This window comes from Streptomyces sp. NPDC111744 (genome assembly GCF_055634995.1).
Genome location: NZ_JBVKCG010000004.1, coordinates 219,695 through 237,389, shown reverse-complemented (window position 1 = coordinate 237,389; position 17,695 = coordinate 219,695). Strand labels below are relative to the sequence as shown.

The following is a 17,695-nucleotide window of genomic DNA, read 5'->3' as shown; positions in this document are numbered from 1 at the left end:
TTGGTAAGCCTTGATCAGCGTTGCTCAGCTTTTCCCGGGCGGTCCCCACGTTCGGGGCGGGATTGTCTTCCAGTCTACCGGTAGCGCCGACAGTGATGGGGGTTTGCCGGTACCTGAGTCCGCATGTGCCGCCCTGAACCTGCCTCCGCCGACTCCCGATATGCGGATGGGGGCTCCAAGAGGCTCACGGAGGCACTCAGCGCTTCGGGCCGTCAACCCTTGGCTACTCCGGGGTCAGATCGCGATTCGCAACCGCGTGCGGTTGTACGACGATCAGCCGAGCGGGCCGTACGACGGCTCCACACTCGGCTCATGGCGTGACGTAAGTCACCCGTAGGTATCGCCGGGACCGGTGCTCCCGGGGGCGCGCAGCGGGCCGTAGCGCCGGGGCGGACCGCCGGGATTGAGCACCTTGATCATCCGTACGGTGCCATGCCCCAGGTCCTCGTTCAGGCGTGCGACCAGCGCGGGCGAGAGATGACGCAGCTGGGTCGCCCAGGCCGTGGAGTCGCACTGCACGACCAGCACCCGCTCGTCCTCGTCGTACCGCTCGGGCACACAGTGCTTGGCGAGGTCCTCGCCGACGATCTGCGGCCAGCGACCCATCACCCCTCCGACCGCGGCCGGCGTCTCCCAGCCGCGCTCGGTGATCAACCGGTTGATCGCCGAGCCCAGCGCCATCGGGTCGCGGCCGTCGGCGCGCGCGCCGGAGCGCAGACCACCACGCCGCGCCTGCTTCCGCTGCTGCGCCGCGTCGCCACGCGCGCGTGCCGCCTCCTTCGCCGCCCTGAGGGCCACACGCGCCAGATCGACACCGGAAGGCTCCTCCTTCGGGGCGGGTCCTTCGGTGCTCATACGCGCTCCACCACCCCGTCCGCCACCGCGTACCGCGCACCGGCGAGGAGGTGCGGTACGTCGTCGTCCACCGCGGCGGTGACCAGCACCTGCTCCCCGGGCGCGACCAGCTCCGCCAGCCGCTCCCGGCGCCGCGCGTCCAGCTCGGCGAACACGTCGTCGAGCACCAGCACCGGCTCATTGCCCTCGGCCCGCAGCAGGTCGTACGACGCGAGACGCAGCGCCAGAGCGAACGACCAGGACTCGCCGTGCGAGGCGTACCCCTTGGCGGGCAGCTGGCCGAGCTTGAGGACCAGATCGTCGCGGTGCGGGCCGACCAGCGTGACACCGCGCTCGATCTCCTGCTTACGGGCGTCCGCCAGGGCCGCCATCAGCTGGGCGTACAGATCCTCGCGGGTGTGGGCTTCGCCGGGCGCCGACGGCTTGTACTCGAGCGCGATCGGGCCGCCGCCCGGCGCCAGCTGCTCGTACGCCTTGTCGGCGAGCGGCTGGATCCCGGCGACCAGGTCGAGCCGCTGGGCGAGCAGCTCCGCGCCCACCCGCGCGAGGTGCTGGTCCCACACGTCCAGCGTGGACAAATCCATCGAGCGGCCGCCGTGCCGCCGGGCGAGAGCCGCGGATTTCAACAGGGTGTTCCGCTGCTTGAGGACACGCTCGTAGTCGGACCGCACACCGGCCATCCGCGGCGACCGCGCGGTGATCAGCTCGTCCAGGAACCGCCGCCGCTCACCCGGGTCGCCCTTCACCAGCGCGAGATCCTCCGGCGCGAACAGCACCGTCCGTACGATGCCCAGCACATCCCGCGGCCTGACCTGCGAGGACCTGTTGATGCGGGCGCGGTTGGCCTTGCCCGGGTTGAGCTCCAGCTCGACCAGTTGCTGCCGGTCGCCCTGCCGGACCTGCGCCCGGATGATCGCCCGCTCGGCGCCCATCCGGACCAGGGGGGCGTCGGAGGCGACCCGGTGGCTGCCGAGGGTGGCGAGATAACCGACGGCCTCGACGAGGTTGGTCTTGCCCTGGCCGTTGGGGCCGACGAAGGCGGTGACGCCCGGATCGAGCGGGACCTCGACCCGGGCGTAGGAGCGGAAGTCGGCCAGCGACAGATGCGTGACGTGCATGGTTGTTGCGCCGACCTCCCCGTGACCTGCTACTTCGTCTCTACGGCATGGCCGCCGAACTGGTTGCGCAGCGCGGCGATCATCTTCATCTGCGGCGAGTCCTCCTGCCGGGAGGCGAACCGCGCGAACAGCGAGGCGGTGATCGCGGGCAGCGGCACCGCGTTGTCTATCGCGGCCTCCACCGTCCACCGGCCCTCACCGGAGTCCTGTGCATAACCCTTCAGCTGGTCCAGGTGCTCGTCCCCGTCGAGGGCGTTCACCGCGAGGTCCAGCAGCCAGGAGCGGATGACGGTGCCCTCCTGCCAGGAGCGGAAGACCTCGCGCACATCCGTGACGGAGTCGACCTTCTCCAGGAGCTCCCAGCCCTCAGCGTAGGCCTGCATCATCGCGTACTCGATGCCGTTGTGGACCATCTTCGCGAAGTGGCCCGCGCCGACCTTGCCGGCGTGCACCGAACCGAAGTCGCCCTCGGGCTTGAGCGCGTCGAAGACCGGCCGCACCTTCTCGACATGCTCGGCGTCGCCGCCGTACATCAGCGCATAGCCGTTCTCCAGGCCCCAGACACCGCCGGAGACTCCGCAGTCGACGAAACCGATGCCCTTGGCGGCCAGCTCCTCGGCGTGCTTCTCGTCGTCCGTCCAGCGGGAGTTGCCGCCGTCGACGACCACGTCACCGGGCTCCAGCAGCTCGGCCAGCTCGTCGACGGTGGACTGGGTCGGCGCCCCGGCCGGGACCATCACCCACACCACACGGGGCCCGCTGAGCTTGCCCACAAGCTCTTCCAGGCTGTGGACATCGGCGAGGTCCGGGTTGCGGTCGTATCCCACGACGGTGTGGCCCGCGCGGCGGATCCGCTCGCGCATGTTGCCGCCCATCTTGCCGAGGCCGACGAGACCGAGCTCCATCAGTTGGTTCCTTAGGTTGCGGTGTGGCAGGAGAGGCACTTTCGTGCCGCGTCCGAGCCTAATCGCGACCCTTTGCGCACAGTTGTGGGCATAGCCACTCACCTGTAGAAACCCACCCGGGCACAGCGCCGGCCACCCACAGGAAAGCGGCGGCACTGTGCACAGCTGTGGACAACTCAGCCGCTCAACCGCACCGGCATGATCAGGTACTTGTACGCCTCGTCCGCCTCCGCGTCGAGCGCCGGCTTCCCGCTCAGCAGCGCCGGCTTCGTGGACGTCGTGAACGACAGCTGGGCCACCGGGGAGTCGATCGCGCTCAGACCGTCGAGCAGGAAGGTCGGGTTGAAGGCGATCGAGACGTCGTCACCCTCCAGCTGCGCGTCCACCCTCTCCACAGCCTGTGCGTCGTCGCTGGAGCCGGCCTCCAGGATCAGCACGCCCTGCTCGAAGCTGAGCCGCACCGGGGTGTTCCGCTCGGCGACCAGGGCGACACGCTTGACGGCCTCCACGAAGGGGGCGGTCTCGATCACGGCCACGGAGTTGAACTCGGTCGGGAACAGCGAGCGGTACTTCGGCAGGTCGCCCTCGAGCAGGCGCGTGGTGGTCCGCCGGCCGGCGCCCTCGAAACCGATGAGCCCCTCGCCGGCGCCCGAGCCGGACAGCGCCAGGATCACGCTGTCGCCGCTCGTGAGGGCCTTGGCGGTGTCCAGGAGCGTCTTGGCGGGCACCAGGGCCACCGCGGACGCCTCGGGGTTCTCCGGCTTCCACAGGAACTCACGGACCGCGAAGCGGTAGCGGTCGGTGGAGGCCAGGGTGACCGTGTCGCCCTCGATCTCGATGCGCACACCGGTCAGCACCGGCAGGGTGTCGTCGCGTCCGGCGGCAATGGCCACCTGGGAGACGGCGGAGGCGAAGACCTCGCCCGGGACCGTGCCCGTCGCGTTCGGCATCTGCGGCAGGGAGGGGTACTCCTCCACCGGCAGGGTGTGCAGCGTGAACCGGGACGATCCACAGACCACCGTGGCCCGTACACCGTCTGTGGAAATCTCCACCGGCCGGTTGGGCAGGGCACGACAGATGTCGGCGAGCAGCCGGCCCGAGACCAGGACCGTGCCCTCCTCCTCGACCTCGGTCTCGACGCTGACCCGCGCGGAGACCTCGTAGTCGAAGCTGGACAGGCTCAGCTGGCCGTCCTCGGCCTTCAGCAGCAGGCCGGCGAGGACCGGCGCCGGCGGACGGGCCGGGAGGCTGCGAGCCGCCCAGGCCACTGCCTCCGCGAGTACGTCGCGTTCCACCCGGATCTTCACCGTAAGCCCGCCTCCTGCTGTTGCCGGGGCTTCTCGCCCTGCTGCGTCTTCGTCGTCTGACTCGGTGTCGTGAGCCCCGGGGAGGGGCAGAACACCGGGGACCAGTCTGACGCACCGCACTGACAGCTGGCGCCTCTCGGGGTCAAGTCGTGACGAGGCGCGGTCAAAGGCCGAAGAGCGAGTTGTGCACAGGGCCCTCTTCGAAACGGATTCCCAGCTCTCTCTAGTTGTCAGTAGTAGTAGGGGCTGTGGATACCGTGGATAACCCCGTTTGCCCAGCTCAGCGGCCAGATTTTGTCCACTGCCCCTGTGGGTACGACCGGTGGACAACTAGGTGTCTCTGTGGAGAACAGAAAGTTCTGCACACGCCGTGCACAGCCTGAGGGGACTTCTCCCCAGCACCGTCCCCAGCTTTTCCCACCTTTCCCACAGGCCAACCCGGCAGCTTCGTGTGACGGCTTTCACTCGACACGGTGAGCAGGCGCGTCACGTTGCCGAACAGTGGACAGCCGTGTGGAGAAGCTGGGGATCGCTGGGGACAACCACCCCTCAGCCTGTGGGCTACCGGTGGACAACTTCATGCACAGCCTGTGGATGCCTTCCTCGTCCACAGTCTGTGGAGATCCGTCGTCCACGATTCCACAGGCTCCTGAGCTGCCCTGATGCACTTTCAACGGCCAGCCTGTGGACGACGTTCGGGACAACTTCCCAGTCCCCAGGGTGTGGACGCAAGAAAGTCGGCAAATCTGTGGAGGACGGCCGTAACCGGGGCGGTATTCGAACAGCGGGGACGTTTCCTTCTGACGCCGTGAGGGCAAAGGCCCACGCTCCGCACCGCCCCTGAACGCCAAAAGGCGCCCCCGGGATCTCTCCCGAGGGCGCCTGGAGCCTCGTACCGCTACCCGTTCTTGATCCGGTTCGTCAGCTCGGTCACCTGGTTGTAGATCGACCGCCGCTCCGCCATCAACGCCCGGATCTTCCGGTCGGCGTGCATGACCGTCGTATGGTCCCGGTTGCCGAACTGCGCCCCGATCTTCGGCAGCGACAGGTCCGTGAGCTCACGGCACAGATACATGGCGATCTGCCGCGCCGTGACCAGCTGCCGGCCGCGCGAGCTGCCGCAGAGGTCCTCGACCGTGAGGCCGAAGTAGTCCGCGGTCGCCGCCATGATCGCCGAGGCGCTGATCTCCGGCGTCGAGTCCTGGCCCCCGGGGATCAGGTCCTTGAGGACGATCTCCGTCAGCCCCAGGTCCACCGGCTGCCGGTTGAGCGACGCGAAGGCCGTCACCCGGATCAGCGCGCCCTCCAGCTCCCGGATGTTCCGGGAGATGCGGGAGGCGATGAACTCCAGCACCTCCGGCGGGGCGTTCAGCTGCTCCTGCACCGCCTTCTTGCGGAGGATCGCGATGCGCGTCTCCAGTTCCGGCGGCTGGACGTCGGTGATCAGGCCCCACTCGAAACGGTTCCGCAGCCGGTCCTCAAGGGTGACCAGCTGCTTGGGCGGCCGGTCGCTGGAGAGCACGATCTGCTTGTTCGCGTTGTGGAGCGTGTTGAAGGTGTGGAAGAACTCCTCCTGCGTCGACTCCTTGTCCGCGAGGAACTGGATGTCGTCGACGAGCAGGATGTCCATCTCGCGGTAGCGCTTGCGGAAGCTGTCGCCCTTGCCGTCGCGGATCGAGTTGATGAACTCGTTGGTGAACTCCTCCGAGCTCACATAGCGCACCCGCGTGCCCGGGTAGAGGCTCCGCGCGTAGTGCCCGATCGCGTGCAGCAGGTGCGTCTTGCCGAGCCCCGACTCCCCATAGATGAAGAGGGGGTTGTACGCCTTCGCGGGTGCCTCGGCGACGGCGACCGCGGCCGCGTGCGCGAAGCGGTTGGAGGCGCCGATGACGAACGTGTCGAAGAGGTATTTGGGGTTCAGGCGGGCGGTCGGTTCGCCGGGGCCCGGTGTCGGTGCGGGCTTGGCGCCCAGCGGTCCGGGCGCGCCGGTGGATGGCATGTTCGGGAGGTTCGGCAGGTCCGGGCGTCCCGGACCGCCCCGGCGGCCCTGACCCGGCCCGCCGGGGGGCTCGGGCATCTCGCGGCGGCCGGGGTCCCGCTGGTCGTAGTCGGAACGGTCGTACTCGGACCGGTCGTAGTCGGGTCGCGGTGGTTCGTACTCCGCGCGCTGCTGCTCGTACGACGGCCGGTCCATCGGCTGCTGGGGCCGGTACTCCTGGGAGTAGGAGTCGCCGTAACCGTCCGAGCGGTAGGCGTCCTGGGGCGGCGAGGCATAGGGGTCGCGCTCGGGGAAGCCGAGCCGTGGCTGCTGCCAGCTGTACTCGTCCTGTCCGGGGCGCGGCCAGGCGCCGGGTTCGGGGCGCTGGTACTCGGAGGGGTAGGCCGGGCGGGCGGTGGGGAGCTGATCGGCGCGCGGGGGCGGCAGTTGGTCGCGGCCGCCCTGCTCGGGCGGACGGTCGGCGCGATGCCGGCCGTATCCGCCGTCGTACTGCGACGAGGGGAGTTCGGGCTCTTCGTAACGCTGTGGCTGCACGGGGGGCGTCGGCGGGGCGGGGGGTTCGCCCGCGGACTCGTCCACGGTGATCGCGATCCGGATCGGGCGTCCGCACTCACGGCTCAGCGACTCGCTGACGATCGGTGCGAGACGGCCCTCCAGTACGTTCTTCGCAAACTCGTTCGGTACGGCGAGCAGGGCGGTGTCCGCGACCAGCGCGAGCGGCTGGCAGCGTCGGATCCAGTGTTCGTCCTTGCCCTCCACACCCTGACCGCGGCCCTCACCGAGGAGCTGCTCCAGTACTCGTGGCCACACTGCGGCAAGATCGGCAGGTACGTCAGCCACAGGGCACGCTCTCTCACAGGTCCCACGAACGTGTGGTTCGAGGACGGGTCGGGATGAATATCGGGTCGGGCGGGGATAAAGGAACGAATCGGAGTTCAGCCACGGTAGTCAGCGTGGCGGGTGCGGTTCAAGTTGTTGTCCCCAGCCTGTGGATAGTGTCTCTCCGTCACTGCTGGTTTGACCGAATGGCGTAGCCCCGCGTACCGTAACCAGGTCGAGTTGTCGATGGCTGCTGCCGCCTGCCTCCGATGGGCACAGATCGCTGAAGGTGATCGGGAAGCGGTGCACTCGGGCGTGACGCGAGCTACTCGTGGGCGCACGGTGACAGCCAAGACGGCACCCCGCAACTACTGACTTATTTCTGGAGCCCCCGAGTGAGCAAGCGCACCTTCCAGCCGAACAACCGTCGTCGCGCCAAGACCCACGGCTTCCGCCTGCGGATGCGCACCCGTGCCGGCCGCGCGATTCTGGCGAACCGCCGCAGCAAGGGTCGCGCCAGCCTGTCCGCCTGATTCTGATCAGGTCATGACGTCGTGCTGCCTACCGAGCATCGGCTGAGGCGGCGCGAGGACTTCGCGACCGCGGTACGACGGGGTCGCCGGGCCGGTCGCCCGTCCCTCGTCGTCCACCTTCGTAGCGGTGCCACGGACCCGCACGCGCCTGGGGAGAGCGCTCCCCCGACGCGTGCGGGTTTCGTCGTGAGCAAAGCAGTGGGTGGCGCTGTCGTGCGCAACAAGGTCAAGCGGAGATTGCGTCACCTGATGCGTGACCGAGTCGCCCTGTTCCCCCCCGGTAGCCTGGTAGTCGTACGAGCGCTGCCCGGAGCGGGCGACGCCGACCATGGACAGCTGGCCCGAGACCTGGACGCCGCCATCGAACGGCTACTGGGAGGGGGCGCGCGATGAAGTACCCACTGCTGGCACTGATCAAGCTGTACCAGTGGACGATCAGTCCACTGCTGGGGCCGGTATGCAAGTACTACCCGTCGTGCTCCCATTACGGCTACACAGCCATCGACCGGCACGGTGCGATCAAGGGGACGGCACTCACCGCCTGGCGCATCCTGCGGTGCAACCCGTGGTCGCTCGGCGGTGTGGATCATGTTCCTCCGCGTAAGCGACCGCGGTGGCACGAAATGCTGCGTGACGCCTGGCGTGCACGCAAGGGCGGGCCCTCCGCCGCCGAACCGGCCACCGGGGAGAAGCTCTGTTCCGAGCTTCCTTCGAGCCCGGCCGCAGAGACTTCGTCCCATGCCCAAGGAGCATGATTAGTGGACACGATTGCCAGCCTTTTCAGCTTCATCACGACACCCGTTTCATGGGTCATCGTCCAGTTCCACTCGGTGTACGGGAAGATCTTCGGTCCCGACACGGGCTGGGCCTGGGGCTTGTCCATCGTGTCTCTGGTGATCCTGATCCGCATCTGCCTGATCCCGCTCTTCGTGAAGCAGATCAAGGCGACCCGGGCCATGCAGACGCTGCAGCCCGAGATGAAGAAGATCCAGGAGCGCTACAAGAACGACAAGCAGCGTCAGTCCGAAGAGATGATGAAGCTGTACAAGGAGTCGGGTACCAACCCGCTCTCCTCGTGCCTTCCCATCCTCGCGCAGTCGCCGTTCTTCTTCGCCCTGTACCACGTGCTCAACGGCATCGCGACGGGCTCGACGATCGGCGTCATCAACGACTCGCTGCTCGCCAGCGCGCGTAAGGCGCACATCTTCGGTGCGCCGCTCGCCGCGAAGTTCACCGACGGTTCGTCGAAGGTGGAGGCGCTCGGTGCTTCCCTCACCGACGTCCGGGTCGTCACCGCGATCATGATCGTCCTGATGTCGGCGTCGCAGTTCTACACGCAGCGCCAGCTGATGACGAAGAACGTCGACACCACGGTGAAGACTCCGTTCATGCAGCAGCAGAAGATGCTGATGTACGTCTTCCCGGTCATGTTCGCCGTCTTCGGCATCAACTTTCCGGTCGGTGTCCTCGTCTACTGGCTGACCACCAACGTGTGGACCATGGGCCAGCAGATGTACGTCATCCGCAACAACCCGACGCCGGGTTCGAAGGCCCAGGCCGCTTACCTGGAGCGCCTGACCAAGCACGTCACGCACCACGGCAAGACCCGCAAGCGCAGCGAGCGCACCATCATCAAGGCGATCGTCGCCAAGGGCCGGGACCGTAACGAGTTCGAGCGCCAGTTCATCAACGCGCTGACGAAGGCGGGCCTCGCGGCCCAGGCCGACGGCACCGTGGCGAAGGGCGAGGCTCAGGCCGTCGCGCAGACCGAGGACGGCGTCACGGCCACCGCCGCCGCCAAGCGTCAGCAGCCCAAGCGTCAGACCAAGGCCCAGCGTCAGTCCGGGGCCACGAAGGGCGAGCCGACGACGGCCTCTGCCGAGAAGGCGGACTCCTCCGAGCCGACGACGTCGTTGGAGAAGTCCGACGAGCCGCAGGACGCCAAGCCGACCGCCGCCCAGCAGCCCCCGAAGGCCGGTTCCAACGGCCGCAGCAGGGCCCAGTCCGGTCAGCGCAAAGGCGGTCCGCAGCGCCCCAAGTCCCCGTCCAAGAAGTAAGAAGGAGCCCATCCCGTGACGGAAGGCACCACCTCCGCTGCCGAGGGTGCAGACACCCTGACCCGCCTGGAGCAGGAGGGCGAGATCGCGGCGGACTACCTCGAGGGTCTGCTGGACATTGCCGACCTCGACGGCGACATCGATATGGATGTCGAGGCCGACCGCGCCGCCGTGTCGATCATCAGCGACGCGGGCGGCCGCGACCTGCAGAAGCTGGTCGGCCGTGACGGCGAGGTGCTGGAGGCGCTCCAGGAGCTGACCCGCCTGGCCGTGCACCGGGAGACCGGTGACCGCAGCCGGCTGATGCTCGACATCGCGGGCTACCGCGCCAAGAAGCGCGCTGAGCTCTCCGAGCTGGGTGCCAAGGCCGCGGCCGAGGTGAAGAGCACCGGCGAGCCCGTGAAGCTCAAGCCGATGAGCCCGTTCGAGCGCAAGGTCGTGCATGACGCGGTCAAGTCCGCCGGACTGCGCAGCGAGTCGGAGGGCGAGGAGCCGCAGCGGTTCGTCGTCGTGCTGCCCGCCTGATCGGTCTCCCCGATTCACCGGCCCCGTCTGTTGAGCAGGCGGGGCCGAATTTTGTCAGCCTGGTAGTTCTGGTGGCCGGTGCGCGAAGCACCGGCGCTGTACGGAAGGACGGTCCCCGTGACGGAGGCTGCGGAGCTCCCCCCGGCGCCTGAGCAGGCGCGGGAAGTGTTCGGTGAGCGCTTCGCCGATGCGGTCCGCTACGCGGAGCTGCTCGCCGAGGCAGGCGTGCAGCGTGGTCTGATCGGCCCACGGGAGGTACCCCGCCTGTGGGAGCGGCACCTGCTGAACTGTGCGGTGCTCTCCGAGGCCGTCCCCGAAGGGGTGACGGTCTGCGATGTCGGCTCCGGTGCCGGTCTGCCGGGCATTCCGCTGGCGCTGGTCCGGGAAGACCTCAACATCACGCTGCTGGAGCCGCTGCTGCGGCGAACCAACTTTCTGACCGAGGTCGTCGAGCTGCTCGGCCTGGACCATGTGACCGTCGTGCGTGGCCGCGCCGAGGAGGTCATGGGCAAGCTGCCTCCGGTGCATGTGGTGACGGCGCGTGCTGTGGCCCCGCTGGACCGGCTGGCTGCCTGGGGCATCCCCCTGCTGCGTCCCTACGGCGAGATGCTCGCCCTCAAGGGGGACACGGCCGAGGCGGAGCTGAAGGCCGCGGCCACCGCCCTCACCAAGCTCGGTGCGGTGTCCACGTCCATCCTGCATGTGGGTGAGGGCGTGGTGGACCCGCTGTCCACTGTGGTGCGGGTGGAGGTCGGGGAGAGTCCGGGCGGTGTGCGCTTCGCGGCGAAGCGGGCGAAGGCGGCTCGTACGGGGCGGACGCGTAGGCGCCGCTGATCCGTCCTGACGGTCAGACGTACTCCACACAAGCTGCCAAACCTACGCATGGCGGAGTGTCGCGGCTTTTCGGTACGGCTCGCTGTGCATCGTGTTTCACGTGAAACGTCGCTCACTGTTGCAGGGCATCATCAGCCGGGGCCGCGCCGCCGAACCCCGCGACCGAAAGCCTCTCGGTTCCCTCAGGGAGGGAGCCTCTGGTGACGCTCCGTCCTCCCGGCGGGGCACGGAGTTGTCCACAGAGGTGGATTTCTCCACAGAACACCAGGCCTCACTGGTTCACGACCCCGAAGGCATGGGAGGCTCTGTTCATCGCGAGCCTGAAGTCGAGGAGAGTGAATCCTTGCGGTCCGACGCCAACATCGCGGGACCGATGACCGATCCGGTCCCCGGTCCCCGTACCGAGTCGATGGGGGCGGATGTTTCACGTGAAACACCGCCTCCGATGGACGACACTCCCATCGGTCGTGCTGCCCAACTCGCGGTGGAGGCTCTGGGCCGCGCCGGCGAAGGCCTGCCACGTCCGGAGCAGACCCGAGTCATGGTGGTCGCCAACCAGAAGGGTGGTGTGGGCAAGACGACGACGACCGTCAACCTTGCCGCATCGCTGGCCCTGCATGGCGCCCGCGTCCTGGTGATCGACCTCGACCCACAGGGCAATGCTTCCACCGCGCTGGGGATCGACCATCACGCCGAAGTTCCGTCCATCTACGACGTGTTGGTCGAGAGCAAGCCGCTGGCCGAAGTCGTCCAGCCGGTGGTGGATGTCGAAGGTCTCTTCTGTGCCCCCGCCACGATCGATCTCGCCGGTGCGGAGATCGAATTGGTGTCGCTGGTGGCACGAGAGAGCCGGCTCCAGCGGGCGATCCAGGCGTACGAGCAGCCGCTGGACTACATCCTTATCGACTGCCCACCCTCGCTCGGCCTACTGACGGTCAACGCACTTGTCGCGGGGGTCGAGGTGCTCATCCCGATCCAGTGCGAGTACTACGCCCTGGAGGGCCTCGGCCAACTGCTGCGCAATGTCGACCTGGTGCGGGGGCACCTCAACCCCGCACTGCATGTGTCGACCATCCTGCTCACCATGTACGACGGCCGGACGCGTCTCGCTTCCCAGGTCGCGGACGAGGTGCGCAGTCATTTCGGTGACGAGGTGCTGCGGACGAGCATTCCCCGCTCGGTCCGCATCTCCGAGGCGCCGAGCTATGGGCAGACGGTATTGACCTACGATCCTGGATCGAGCGGTGCCCTCTCCTATCTTGAGGCGGCCCGAGAAATCGCGCTGAAGGGCCTCGGGGTCAGCTATGACCCCACCCAGGCCCATATCGGCGCCCAGAGCAATCCGAGCATGGTGGAGGGGATCCAGTGAGCGAGCGACGGAGGGGGCTGGGGCGTGGTCTCGGCGCACTGATCCCAGCTGCCCCGACCGAGAAGACCCCGGCCCAGACAGCGGTGGGCGGTGGGGCATCTCCGTCTCCTGCAGCCGTCCCGGTGTTGACGACCGACCGTGGAGTCGCCGCCGCCAAGGTGACGACGCTGCCGGCTGTTTCACATGAAACCGAGGAGCCGTCGGTCTTCGGTGTGGCTCCGGAGACGCCCGCTTCTCCGGTGGGCGCGCACTTCGCGGAGATCCCCCTCGACGACATCACGCCGAACCCGCGTCAGCCGCGTGAGGTCTTCGACGAGGACGCCCTGCAGGAGTTGGTCACCTCCATCCAGGAGGTCGGCCTCCTCCAGCCCGTCGTCGTACGCCAGCTGGGTCCCTCGCGGTACGAGCTCATCATGGGCGAGCGGCGCTGGCGGGCCTGTCGTGAGGCCGGCCTGGAGGCGATCCCGGCGATCGTCCGGGCGACGGACGACGAGAAGCTTCTCCTGGATGCGCTGCTGGAGAACCTTCACCGTGCCCAGCTGAACCCGCTGGAAGAGGCCGCCGCCTACGACCAGTTGCTGAAGGACTTCAACTGCACGCACGACCAGCTGGCCGACCGTATTGGGCGCTCCCGTCCGCAGGTCTCCAACACCCTGCGGCTGCTGAAGCTCTCGCCGGCCGTCCAACGCCGGGTCGCCGCCGGCGTTCTGTCGGCCGGGCACGCCCGGGCGCTCCTCTCCGTCGACGACTCGGAGGAGCAGGACCGGCTGGCCCACCGGATCGTGGCCGAGGGACTGTCGGTGCGGGCCGTCGAAGAGATCGTGACCCTCATGGGCTCGCGGCCGCAGACGACTACCCGTTCCAAGGGGCCGCGTGCGGGCGCCCGGGTCTCCCCGGCGCTGAGCGACCTCGCCACCCGGCTCTCGGACCGGTTCGAGACACGGGTGAAGGTCGACCTGGGCCAGAAGAAGGGCAAGATCACCGTGGAGTTCGCCTCCATGGAAGACCTTGAGCGGATCCTCGGCACGCTCGCCCCGGGTGAGGGGCCGGTCCTCCACCAGGGGATCCACGACGGCGACTCCGCAGAGCCGGAGGAGTTCGAGGAGTCCGAGGACTGACCGGCCCCGGTGCTTTCCGCCCGGGGTCGTCGGGGTGTTTCCCGCCCGGGGCCGGGTGTTTCCCGCCCGGTCGGTGTCCTGTCGCTCAGAGAGCGGATCATGTCCGGTGTGTACCGGACACGATCCGCTCTTTGCTTTTATGCGGTATCGATGGAATCGCTGTGTGGATACGATGCGTTCGGGTACGGCGGATCCACCTGACAGCTGGCAGCACCTCTGATGGGGAGGCGGGGGCCATGCGATCGATGAGCCGCACCGGACTGGTGAGCGCGGGCCTGGGACTGGGCGCGACCGTCGGATTCGTCGGCAGTCTGCTCAGGGAACACAGTGCTCTGACAGCCGCTCGCGACGCCGCGGGCGAAGGAAGCGAGGAACAGCCTTCATGGGGCGTCGGCTCGTACCGCTCACCCTGGACAACCTTCAGGACCTTCCCAAGCGCTGTCGCTCGTGTGTCTTCTGGGAACTGGATCCCGTCAGCGGCGAAGCAGCGGTAAGGGCGGGCACACCCGCGGTCGAGAAGGAAGCGTGGATCTCCGCCGTCCTGCTCGACTGGGGATCGTGTGGTCGCGTGGTCTATGTCGACGACGTACCTGTGGGCTTTGTGCTCTACGCTCCGCCCGCCTACGTCCCGCGGTCCACGGCGTTCCCGACGAGCCCGGTCTCACCGGACGCCGTCCAGCTCATGACCGGCTACATCATGCCCGGCTACCAGGGACAGGGGCTCGGACGCGTGATGGTTCAGACGGTCGCCAAGGATCTGCTTCGCCGGGGCTTCAAGGCCATCGAGGCGTTCGGCGACGCCCGCTACAAGGAGCCGGCCTGTCTGCTGCCCGCCGACCATCTGCTGGCCGTGGGCTTCAAGACGGTCCGGCAGCATCCTGCCCATCCACGGATGCGGCTGGAACTGCGGACGACACTCTCCTGGAAGGAAGACGTGGAGCTGGCGCTCGACCGGCTGCTCGGGGCCGTGCAGAAGGAACCGGTACTGCGGCCGCTCTGAGTGCCGCCCTGTTGATCGAAGCGAGTCCGCAAAGCAGATGGGCCAACCCCGCGGGGTTGGCCCATTCGTGTTTCACGTGAAACGTCACTCGGCGATGAAGTCGTCCAGGTCGCGGAGGAGCGCGGCCTTCGGCTTGGCGCCGACGATGGTCTTGGCGACCTCGCCGGCCTGGTAGACGTTCAGGGTGGGGATCGACATGACGCCGTACTTGGCGGCCGTCGTCGGGTTTTCGTCGATGTTCAGCTTGACGATCTCGATCTTCTCGCCGTGCTCGGCGGCGATGGCCTCAAGAGACGGGGCGATCTGGCGGCACGGGCCGCACCACTCGGCCCAGAAGTCCACCAGGACGGGCTTCTCGCTCTTGAGGACGACCTCATCGAAGTCGGCGTCGGTCACATGCTTCAGAGTGCCGGCCACGGCGGGCTCCTTTACTTGTTCGTGCGGTGGGACGGAAGGGGGATTGGTCAGACGGCGGTCTTCTCGGGCTCGGCCTTCTCCTCGTCCGCAAGGGCGGCGAGGAAACGCTCGGCGTCGAGAGCAGCGGAGCAGCCGGTACCGGCCGCAGTGATCGCCTGACGGTAGGTGTGGTCCACCACGTCACCGGCGGCGAACACACCCGTCAGGTTGGTGTGTGTCGAGGGCGAGGCGACCTTCAGGTAGCCCTCCTCGTCCAGGTCCAGCTGACCCTTGAACAGCTCGGTGCGCGGGTCATGGCCGATCGCGATGAACAGGCCGGTCACCGCCAGATCCGTGAGCTCACCGGTCTTGACGTTGCGCAGCTTCAGACCGGCCAGCTTCTGGTCGCCCTGGACCTCGGCGATCTCGCTGTCCCAGGCGAACTTGATCTTCGGGTCGGCGAAGGCGCGATCCTGCATCGCCTTGGAGGCGCGCAGGGTGTCCCGGCGGTGGACGATCGTCACGGACTTGGCGAACCGGGAGAGGAAGGTGGCTTCCTCCATCGCGGTGTCGCCGCCGCCGATCACGGCGATGTCCTGCTCCTTGAAGAAGAACCCGTCACAGGTGGCGCACCAGGAGACACCGCGGCCGGAGAGGGCGTCCTCGTTCGGCAGGCCCAGCTTGCGGTGCTGGGAGCCGGTGGAGACGATGACGGCCTTCGCCTTGTGGACCGTGCCGGCGGTGTCGGTGACGGTCTTGATCTCACCGGTCAGGTCGACGGAGACGACATCGTCCGGAACCAGTTCGGCACCGAAGCGCTCGGCCTGTGCGCGCATGTTGTCCATGAGGTCAGGACCCATGATGCCGTCGCGGAAGCCCGGGAAGTTCTCCACCTCGGTGGTGTTCATCAGCGCACCGCCCGCGGTGACGGCCCCCTCGAACACGAGGGGCTTCAGCGACGCGCGCGCGGTGTAGAGCGCCGCCGTGTAGCCGGCGGGCCCGGAGCCGATGATGATCACGTTACGGACGTCGCTCACGGCTTGATTCCTCGTCTCTGGTCTACGTCAATTCGACCGGTGGGAGTTTCTGTCAGAAGCTCTCACCCCACCCAACGGATCCTAAGGGGCGCGCATTCCCGGTGTGTCCGGGCACACGGGCATCCCACACCGTACGGATTTCCGCGCCAGGACGGGACGATGCGTCCGACACTCCCGGGACACTACAGAGCCACTCAGGGGCGGGTCAGGGACTCCGTCAGCAGAACCTCGCCAGGGGAGGCCGACGACCGGCTCTGGCACGTTGCGTCGACGATGAGGACGGTCACCCGGGTGCTGTCGGAGGCATCGGGGAGGACGACGAGGAAGGCATCCTTCCCCTCGTACGTCCCCTTCTTCGCCCCGAGGAGGTCGTCGGCGGCCTGGCTGATGCTCTGGCGGACGCACTGCGGCACTGTCACCGAGGGCTGGATCCGGGTGGTGAAGGGCGTGGCCGTCGAGCCGGGTGAAGTGGGCTCGCCCTGGATCCCCAGGTCCGGCTTCTTGGAGCCACGCAGGTTCGTCTTCGTGCCGAGGAGGTTCTCCACCTCTGTCTGGAGGCTGCCCTTGGAGAAGCCCTCGGCGGAGCTTGTCGGCTTGCCCTGCGCGGTCGTCGGCCCATTGCCGCCGAGCGACTGAAGGAAGAACGAACCGGCTCCCAGGGCGGCCGCGGTGAAGACAGCTCCGATAACGACGGTCCGACGGCGTCGGGCGCGCCCCTGTCCGTGCCCCTGTCCGCGGTCCTTGCGGCCGGGACCGGTCGAAGCACTCGACCGTCCGGCGGGACGGTCCGCTGGGGGCGACGCGAGAGCCGATGTTTCACGTGAAACATGCGCCTCGGGTGCCGTGGCGGTCAGCAGTGCCTCGGCGGCGAGGGCGGCATCGATCCGCCCTGCGACGTCGGCAGGCATACGCGGGGGCCCCGGCAGCGCGCCCAGCAAACCCCGGATCTCCTCCAGCGAAGCGTGGACGTCGGCACAGAGTGCGCACTCGTCCAGGTGCTGTCGTACTTCCGCTGTCCGGGCATTCGGGAGCAGGCCTTCGGTGAGGTCGGAGATCTCCGCGACGTCCGGGTGCCCGGTCGTGTCTGTCGGGGAAGTCACGCTCGCCCACCTCCGCCCTTCACTGTGGCTGAATCACTCGGCCCGGTCTTCTGTGAGGCCCCGTCTTGAGGTCTCGCTGCCGGTGGGACGGATGTCCCCTCCGTCCGGTTCCGTGCCGGGTCCCGCTCCTTCTCTTCGCCGGTGTTTTCCGGCCGTAGATGGGTGAGGAGCGGCAGGAGTCTGGCTCTGCCGCGGGCGCAGCGGCTCTTCACCGTCCCCGTGGGTACGTCGAGGATCCGGGCCGCTTCCGCGACCGGATAGCCCTGCATGTCGACCAGGACGAGGGCGGCGCGCTGGTCGTGCGGCAGCGTGCCGAGCGCTTCGAGGAGCTGGCGATGCAGGTCATTGCGTTCGGCCGGAGCGGAAGCCGACTCATGCGGCTCCAGCAGCTGCTCCAGCCGCTCGGTGTCGTCGACGGGGGCGGTCTTCCGGGAGGCCACCTTGCGGGCCCGGTCGAGGCAGGCGTTCACCGTGATCCGGTGCAGCCAGGTTGTGACGGCTGACTGGCCCCGGAAGGTGTGGGCGGCCCGGTAGGCGGACACCAGGGCGTCCTGGACGGCGTCAGCGGCCTCCTCGCGGTCCCCCAGGGTCCGCAGCGCGACCGCCCAGAGCCGGTCTCGGTGCCGGCGCACGATCTCACCGAAGGCATCGGGGTCGCCTTCCACATGGCGGGCGAGCAGGTCCTGATCGCTCACTCCGTCGTATCCGGCACCCTCTGCCATC

General features: G+C 68.1%; 18 protein-coding genes. 9 read left to right on the top strand and 9 right to left on the bottom strand.

Annotated elements, in window-relative coordinates; all coding sequences use genetic code 11:
• Positions 1-327 precede the first annotated feature (327 nt).
• The 5 genes from ACZ7OO_RS11275 to dnaA form a co-directional block, all read right to left on the bottom strand.
• Positions 328-855 (bottom strand): DciA family protein, encoded by a 528-nt coding sequence (locus ACZ7OO_RS11275; protein WP_471503762.1) that lies wholly within the window; start codon positions 853-855, stop codon positions 328-330.
• Positions 852-1,973 carry a DNA replication/repair protein RecF gene (gene recF / locus ACZ7OO_RS11270; RefSeq protein ID WP_471503761.1) on the bottom strand — a complete coding sequence of 374 codons (1,122 nt, stop codon included), beginning with the start codon at positions 1,971-1,973 and terminating at the stop codon, positions 852-854. The genes ACZ7OO_RS11275 and recF overlap by 4 nt, the downstream gene beginning before the upstream one ends.
• 29 nt (positions 1,974-2,002) lie before the next feature.
• Complete coding sequence (gene gnd / locus ACZ7OO_RS11265; protein ID WP_471503759.1) at positions 2,003-2,878, bottom strand: phosphogluconate dehydrogenase (NAD(+)-dependent, decarboxylating); 876 nt, start codon at positions 2,876-2,878, stop codon at positions 2,003-2,005.
• A gap of 176 nt (positions 2,879-3,054) precedes the next feature.
• Complete coding sequence (gene dnaN, locus ACZ7OO_RS11260; RefSeq protein WP_351695869.1) at positions 3,055-4,185, bottom strand: DNA polymerase III subunit beta; 1,131 nt, start codon at positions 4,183-4,185, stop codon at positions 3,055-3,057.
• Positions 4,186-5,083: 898 nt separating this feature from the next.
• Positions 5,084-7,024 (bottom strand): chromosomal replication initiator protein DnaA, encoded by a 1,941-nt coding sequence (dnaA, locus tag ACZ7OO_RS11255; protein WP_471503758.1) that lies wholly within the window; start codon positions 7,022-7,024, stop codon positions 5,084-5,086.
• A 374-nt stretch (positions 7,025-7,398) separates the two neighbouring features.
• Here dnaA and rpmH point away from each other — a divergent pair, with 374 nt between their 5' ends.
• The 9 genes from rpmH (at position 7,399) to ACZ7OO_RS11210 (ending at position 14,439) form a co-directional block, all read left to right on the top strand.
• Positions 7,399-7,536 (top strand): 50S ribosomal protein L34, encoded by a 138-nt coding sequence (gene rpmH, locus ACZ7OO_RS11250; RefSeq protein ID WP_005482975.1) that lies wholly within the window; start codon positions 7,399-7,401, stop codon positions 7,534-7,536.
• Between the two features lie 21 nt (positions 7,537-7,557).
• A complete protein-coding gene (rnpA, locus tag ACZ7OO_RS11245) occupies positions 7,558-7,929 on the top strand; it encodes a ribonuclease P protein component (protein WP_471503756.1) in 372 nt (123 codons plus the stop codon).
• Positions 7,926-8,291, top strand: a complete 366-nt coding sequence (yidD, locus tag ACZ7OO_RS11240) for a membrane protein insertion efficiency factor YidD (protein WP_471503754.1) — start codon at positions 7,926-7,928, stop codon at positions 8,289-8,291. Before rnpA ends, yidD begins: the two co-directional genes overlap by 4 nt.
• 3 nt (positions 8,292-8,294) lie before the next feature.
• Complete coding sequence (gene yidC, locus ACZ7OO_RS11235; protein ID WP_471503752.1) at positions 8,295-9,593, top strand: membrane protein insertase YidC; 1,299 nt, start codon at positions 8,295-8,297, stop codon at positions 9,591-9,593.
• 15 nt (positions 9,594-9,608) lie between these two features.
• Positions 9,609-10,118, top strand: a complete 510-nt coding sequence (locus tag ACZ7OO_RS11230) for a Jag family protein (RefSeq protein ID WP_471503750.1) — start codon at positions 9,609-9,611, stop codon at positions 10,116-10,118.
• A gap of 117 nt (positions 10,119-10,235) precedes the next feature.
• A complete protein-coding gene (rsmG, locus tag ACZ7OO_RS11225) occupies positions 10,236-10,952 on the top strand; it encodes a 16S rRNA (guanine(527)-N(7))-methyltransferase RsmG (protein ID WP_471503748.1) in 717 nt (238 codons plus the stop codon).
• Positions 10,953-11,247: 295 nt separating this feature from the next.
• Positions 11,248-12,321 carry a ParA family protein gene (locus ACZ7OO_RS11220; protein ID WP_471504252.1) on the top strand — a complete coding sequence of 358 codons (1,074 nt, stop codon included), beginning with the start codon at positions 11,248-11,250 and terminating at the stop codon, positions 12,319-12,321.
• Positions 12,318-13,439 (top strand): ParB/RepB/Spo0J family partition protein, encoded by a 1,122-nt coding sequence (locus ACZ7OO_RS11215; protein WP_471503747.1) that lies wholly within the window; start codon positions 12,318-12,320, stop codon positions 13,437-13,439. Before ACZ7OO_RS11220 ends, ACZ7OO_RS11215 begins: the two co-directional genes overlap by 4 nt.
• Positions 13,440-13,821: 382 nt before the next feature.
• On the top strand, positions 13,822-14,439 hold the full coding sequence (locus ACZ7OO_RS11210) for a GNAT family N-acetyltransferase (RefSeq protein ID WP_352221381.1): 618 nt from the start codon (positions 13,822-13,824) through the stop codon (positions 14,437-14,439).
• 84 nt (positions 14,440-14,523) lie between these two features.
• On the opposite strand, the gene trxA is transcribed toward ACZ7OO_RS11210, so the two are convergent.
• The 4 genes from trxA to sigM all read right to left on the bottom strand — a co-directional run bounded on the left by trxA (position 14,524) and on the right by sigM (position 17,694).
• The gene (gene trxA, locus ACZ7OO_RS11205) at positions 14,524-14,856 is read right to left on the bottom strand and encodes a thioredoxin (protein WP_471503745.1); all 333 of its coding nucleotides are present in this window, start codon (positions 14,854-14,856) and stop codon (positions 14,524-14,526) included.
• Positions 14,857-14,903: 47 nt separating this feature from the next.
• Positions 14,904-15,872 carry a thioredoxin-disulfide reductase gene (gene trxB, locus ACZ7OO_RS11200; protein WP_471503743.1) on the bottom strand — a complete coding sequence of 323 codons (969 nt, stop codon included), beginning with the start codon at positions 15,870-15,872 and terminating at the stop codon, positions 14,904-14,906.
• Between the two features lie 194 nt (positions 15,873-16,066).
• A complete protein-coding gene (locus ACZ7OO_RS11195) occupies positions 16,067-16,972 on the bottom strand; it encodes an anti-sigma factor family protein (protein WP_471503741.1) in 906 nt (301 codons plus the stop codon).
• Positions 16,969-17,694, bottom strand: a complete 726-nt coding sequence (gene sigM / locus ACZ7OO_RS11190) for an RNA polymerase sigma factor SigM (RefSeq protein ID WP_471503739.1) — start codon at positions 17,692-17,694, stop codon at positions 16,969-16,971. The genes ACZ7OO_RS11195 and sigM overlap by 4 nt, the downstream gene beginning before the upstream one ends.
• Position 17,695 lies beyond the last annotated feature (1 nt).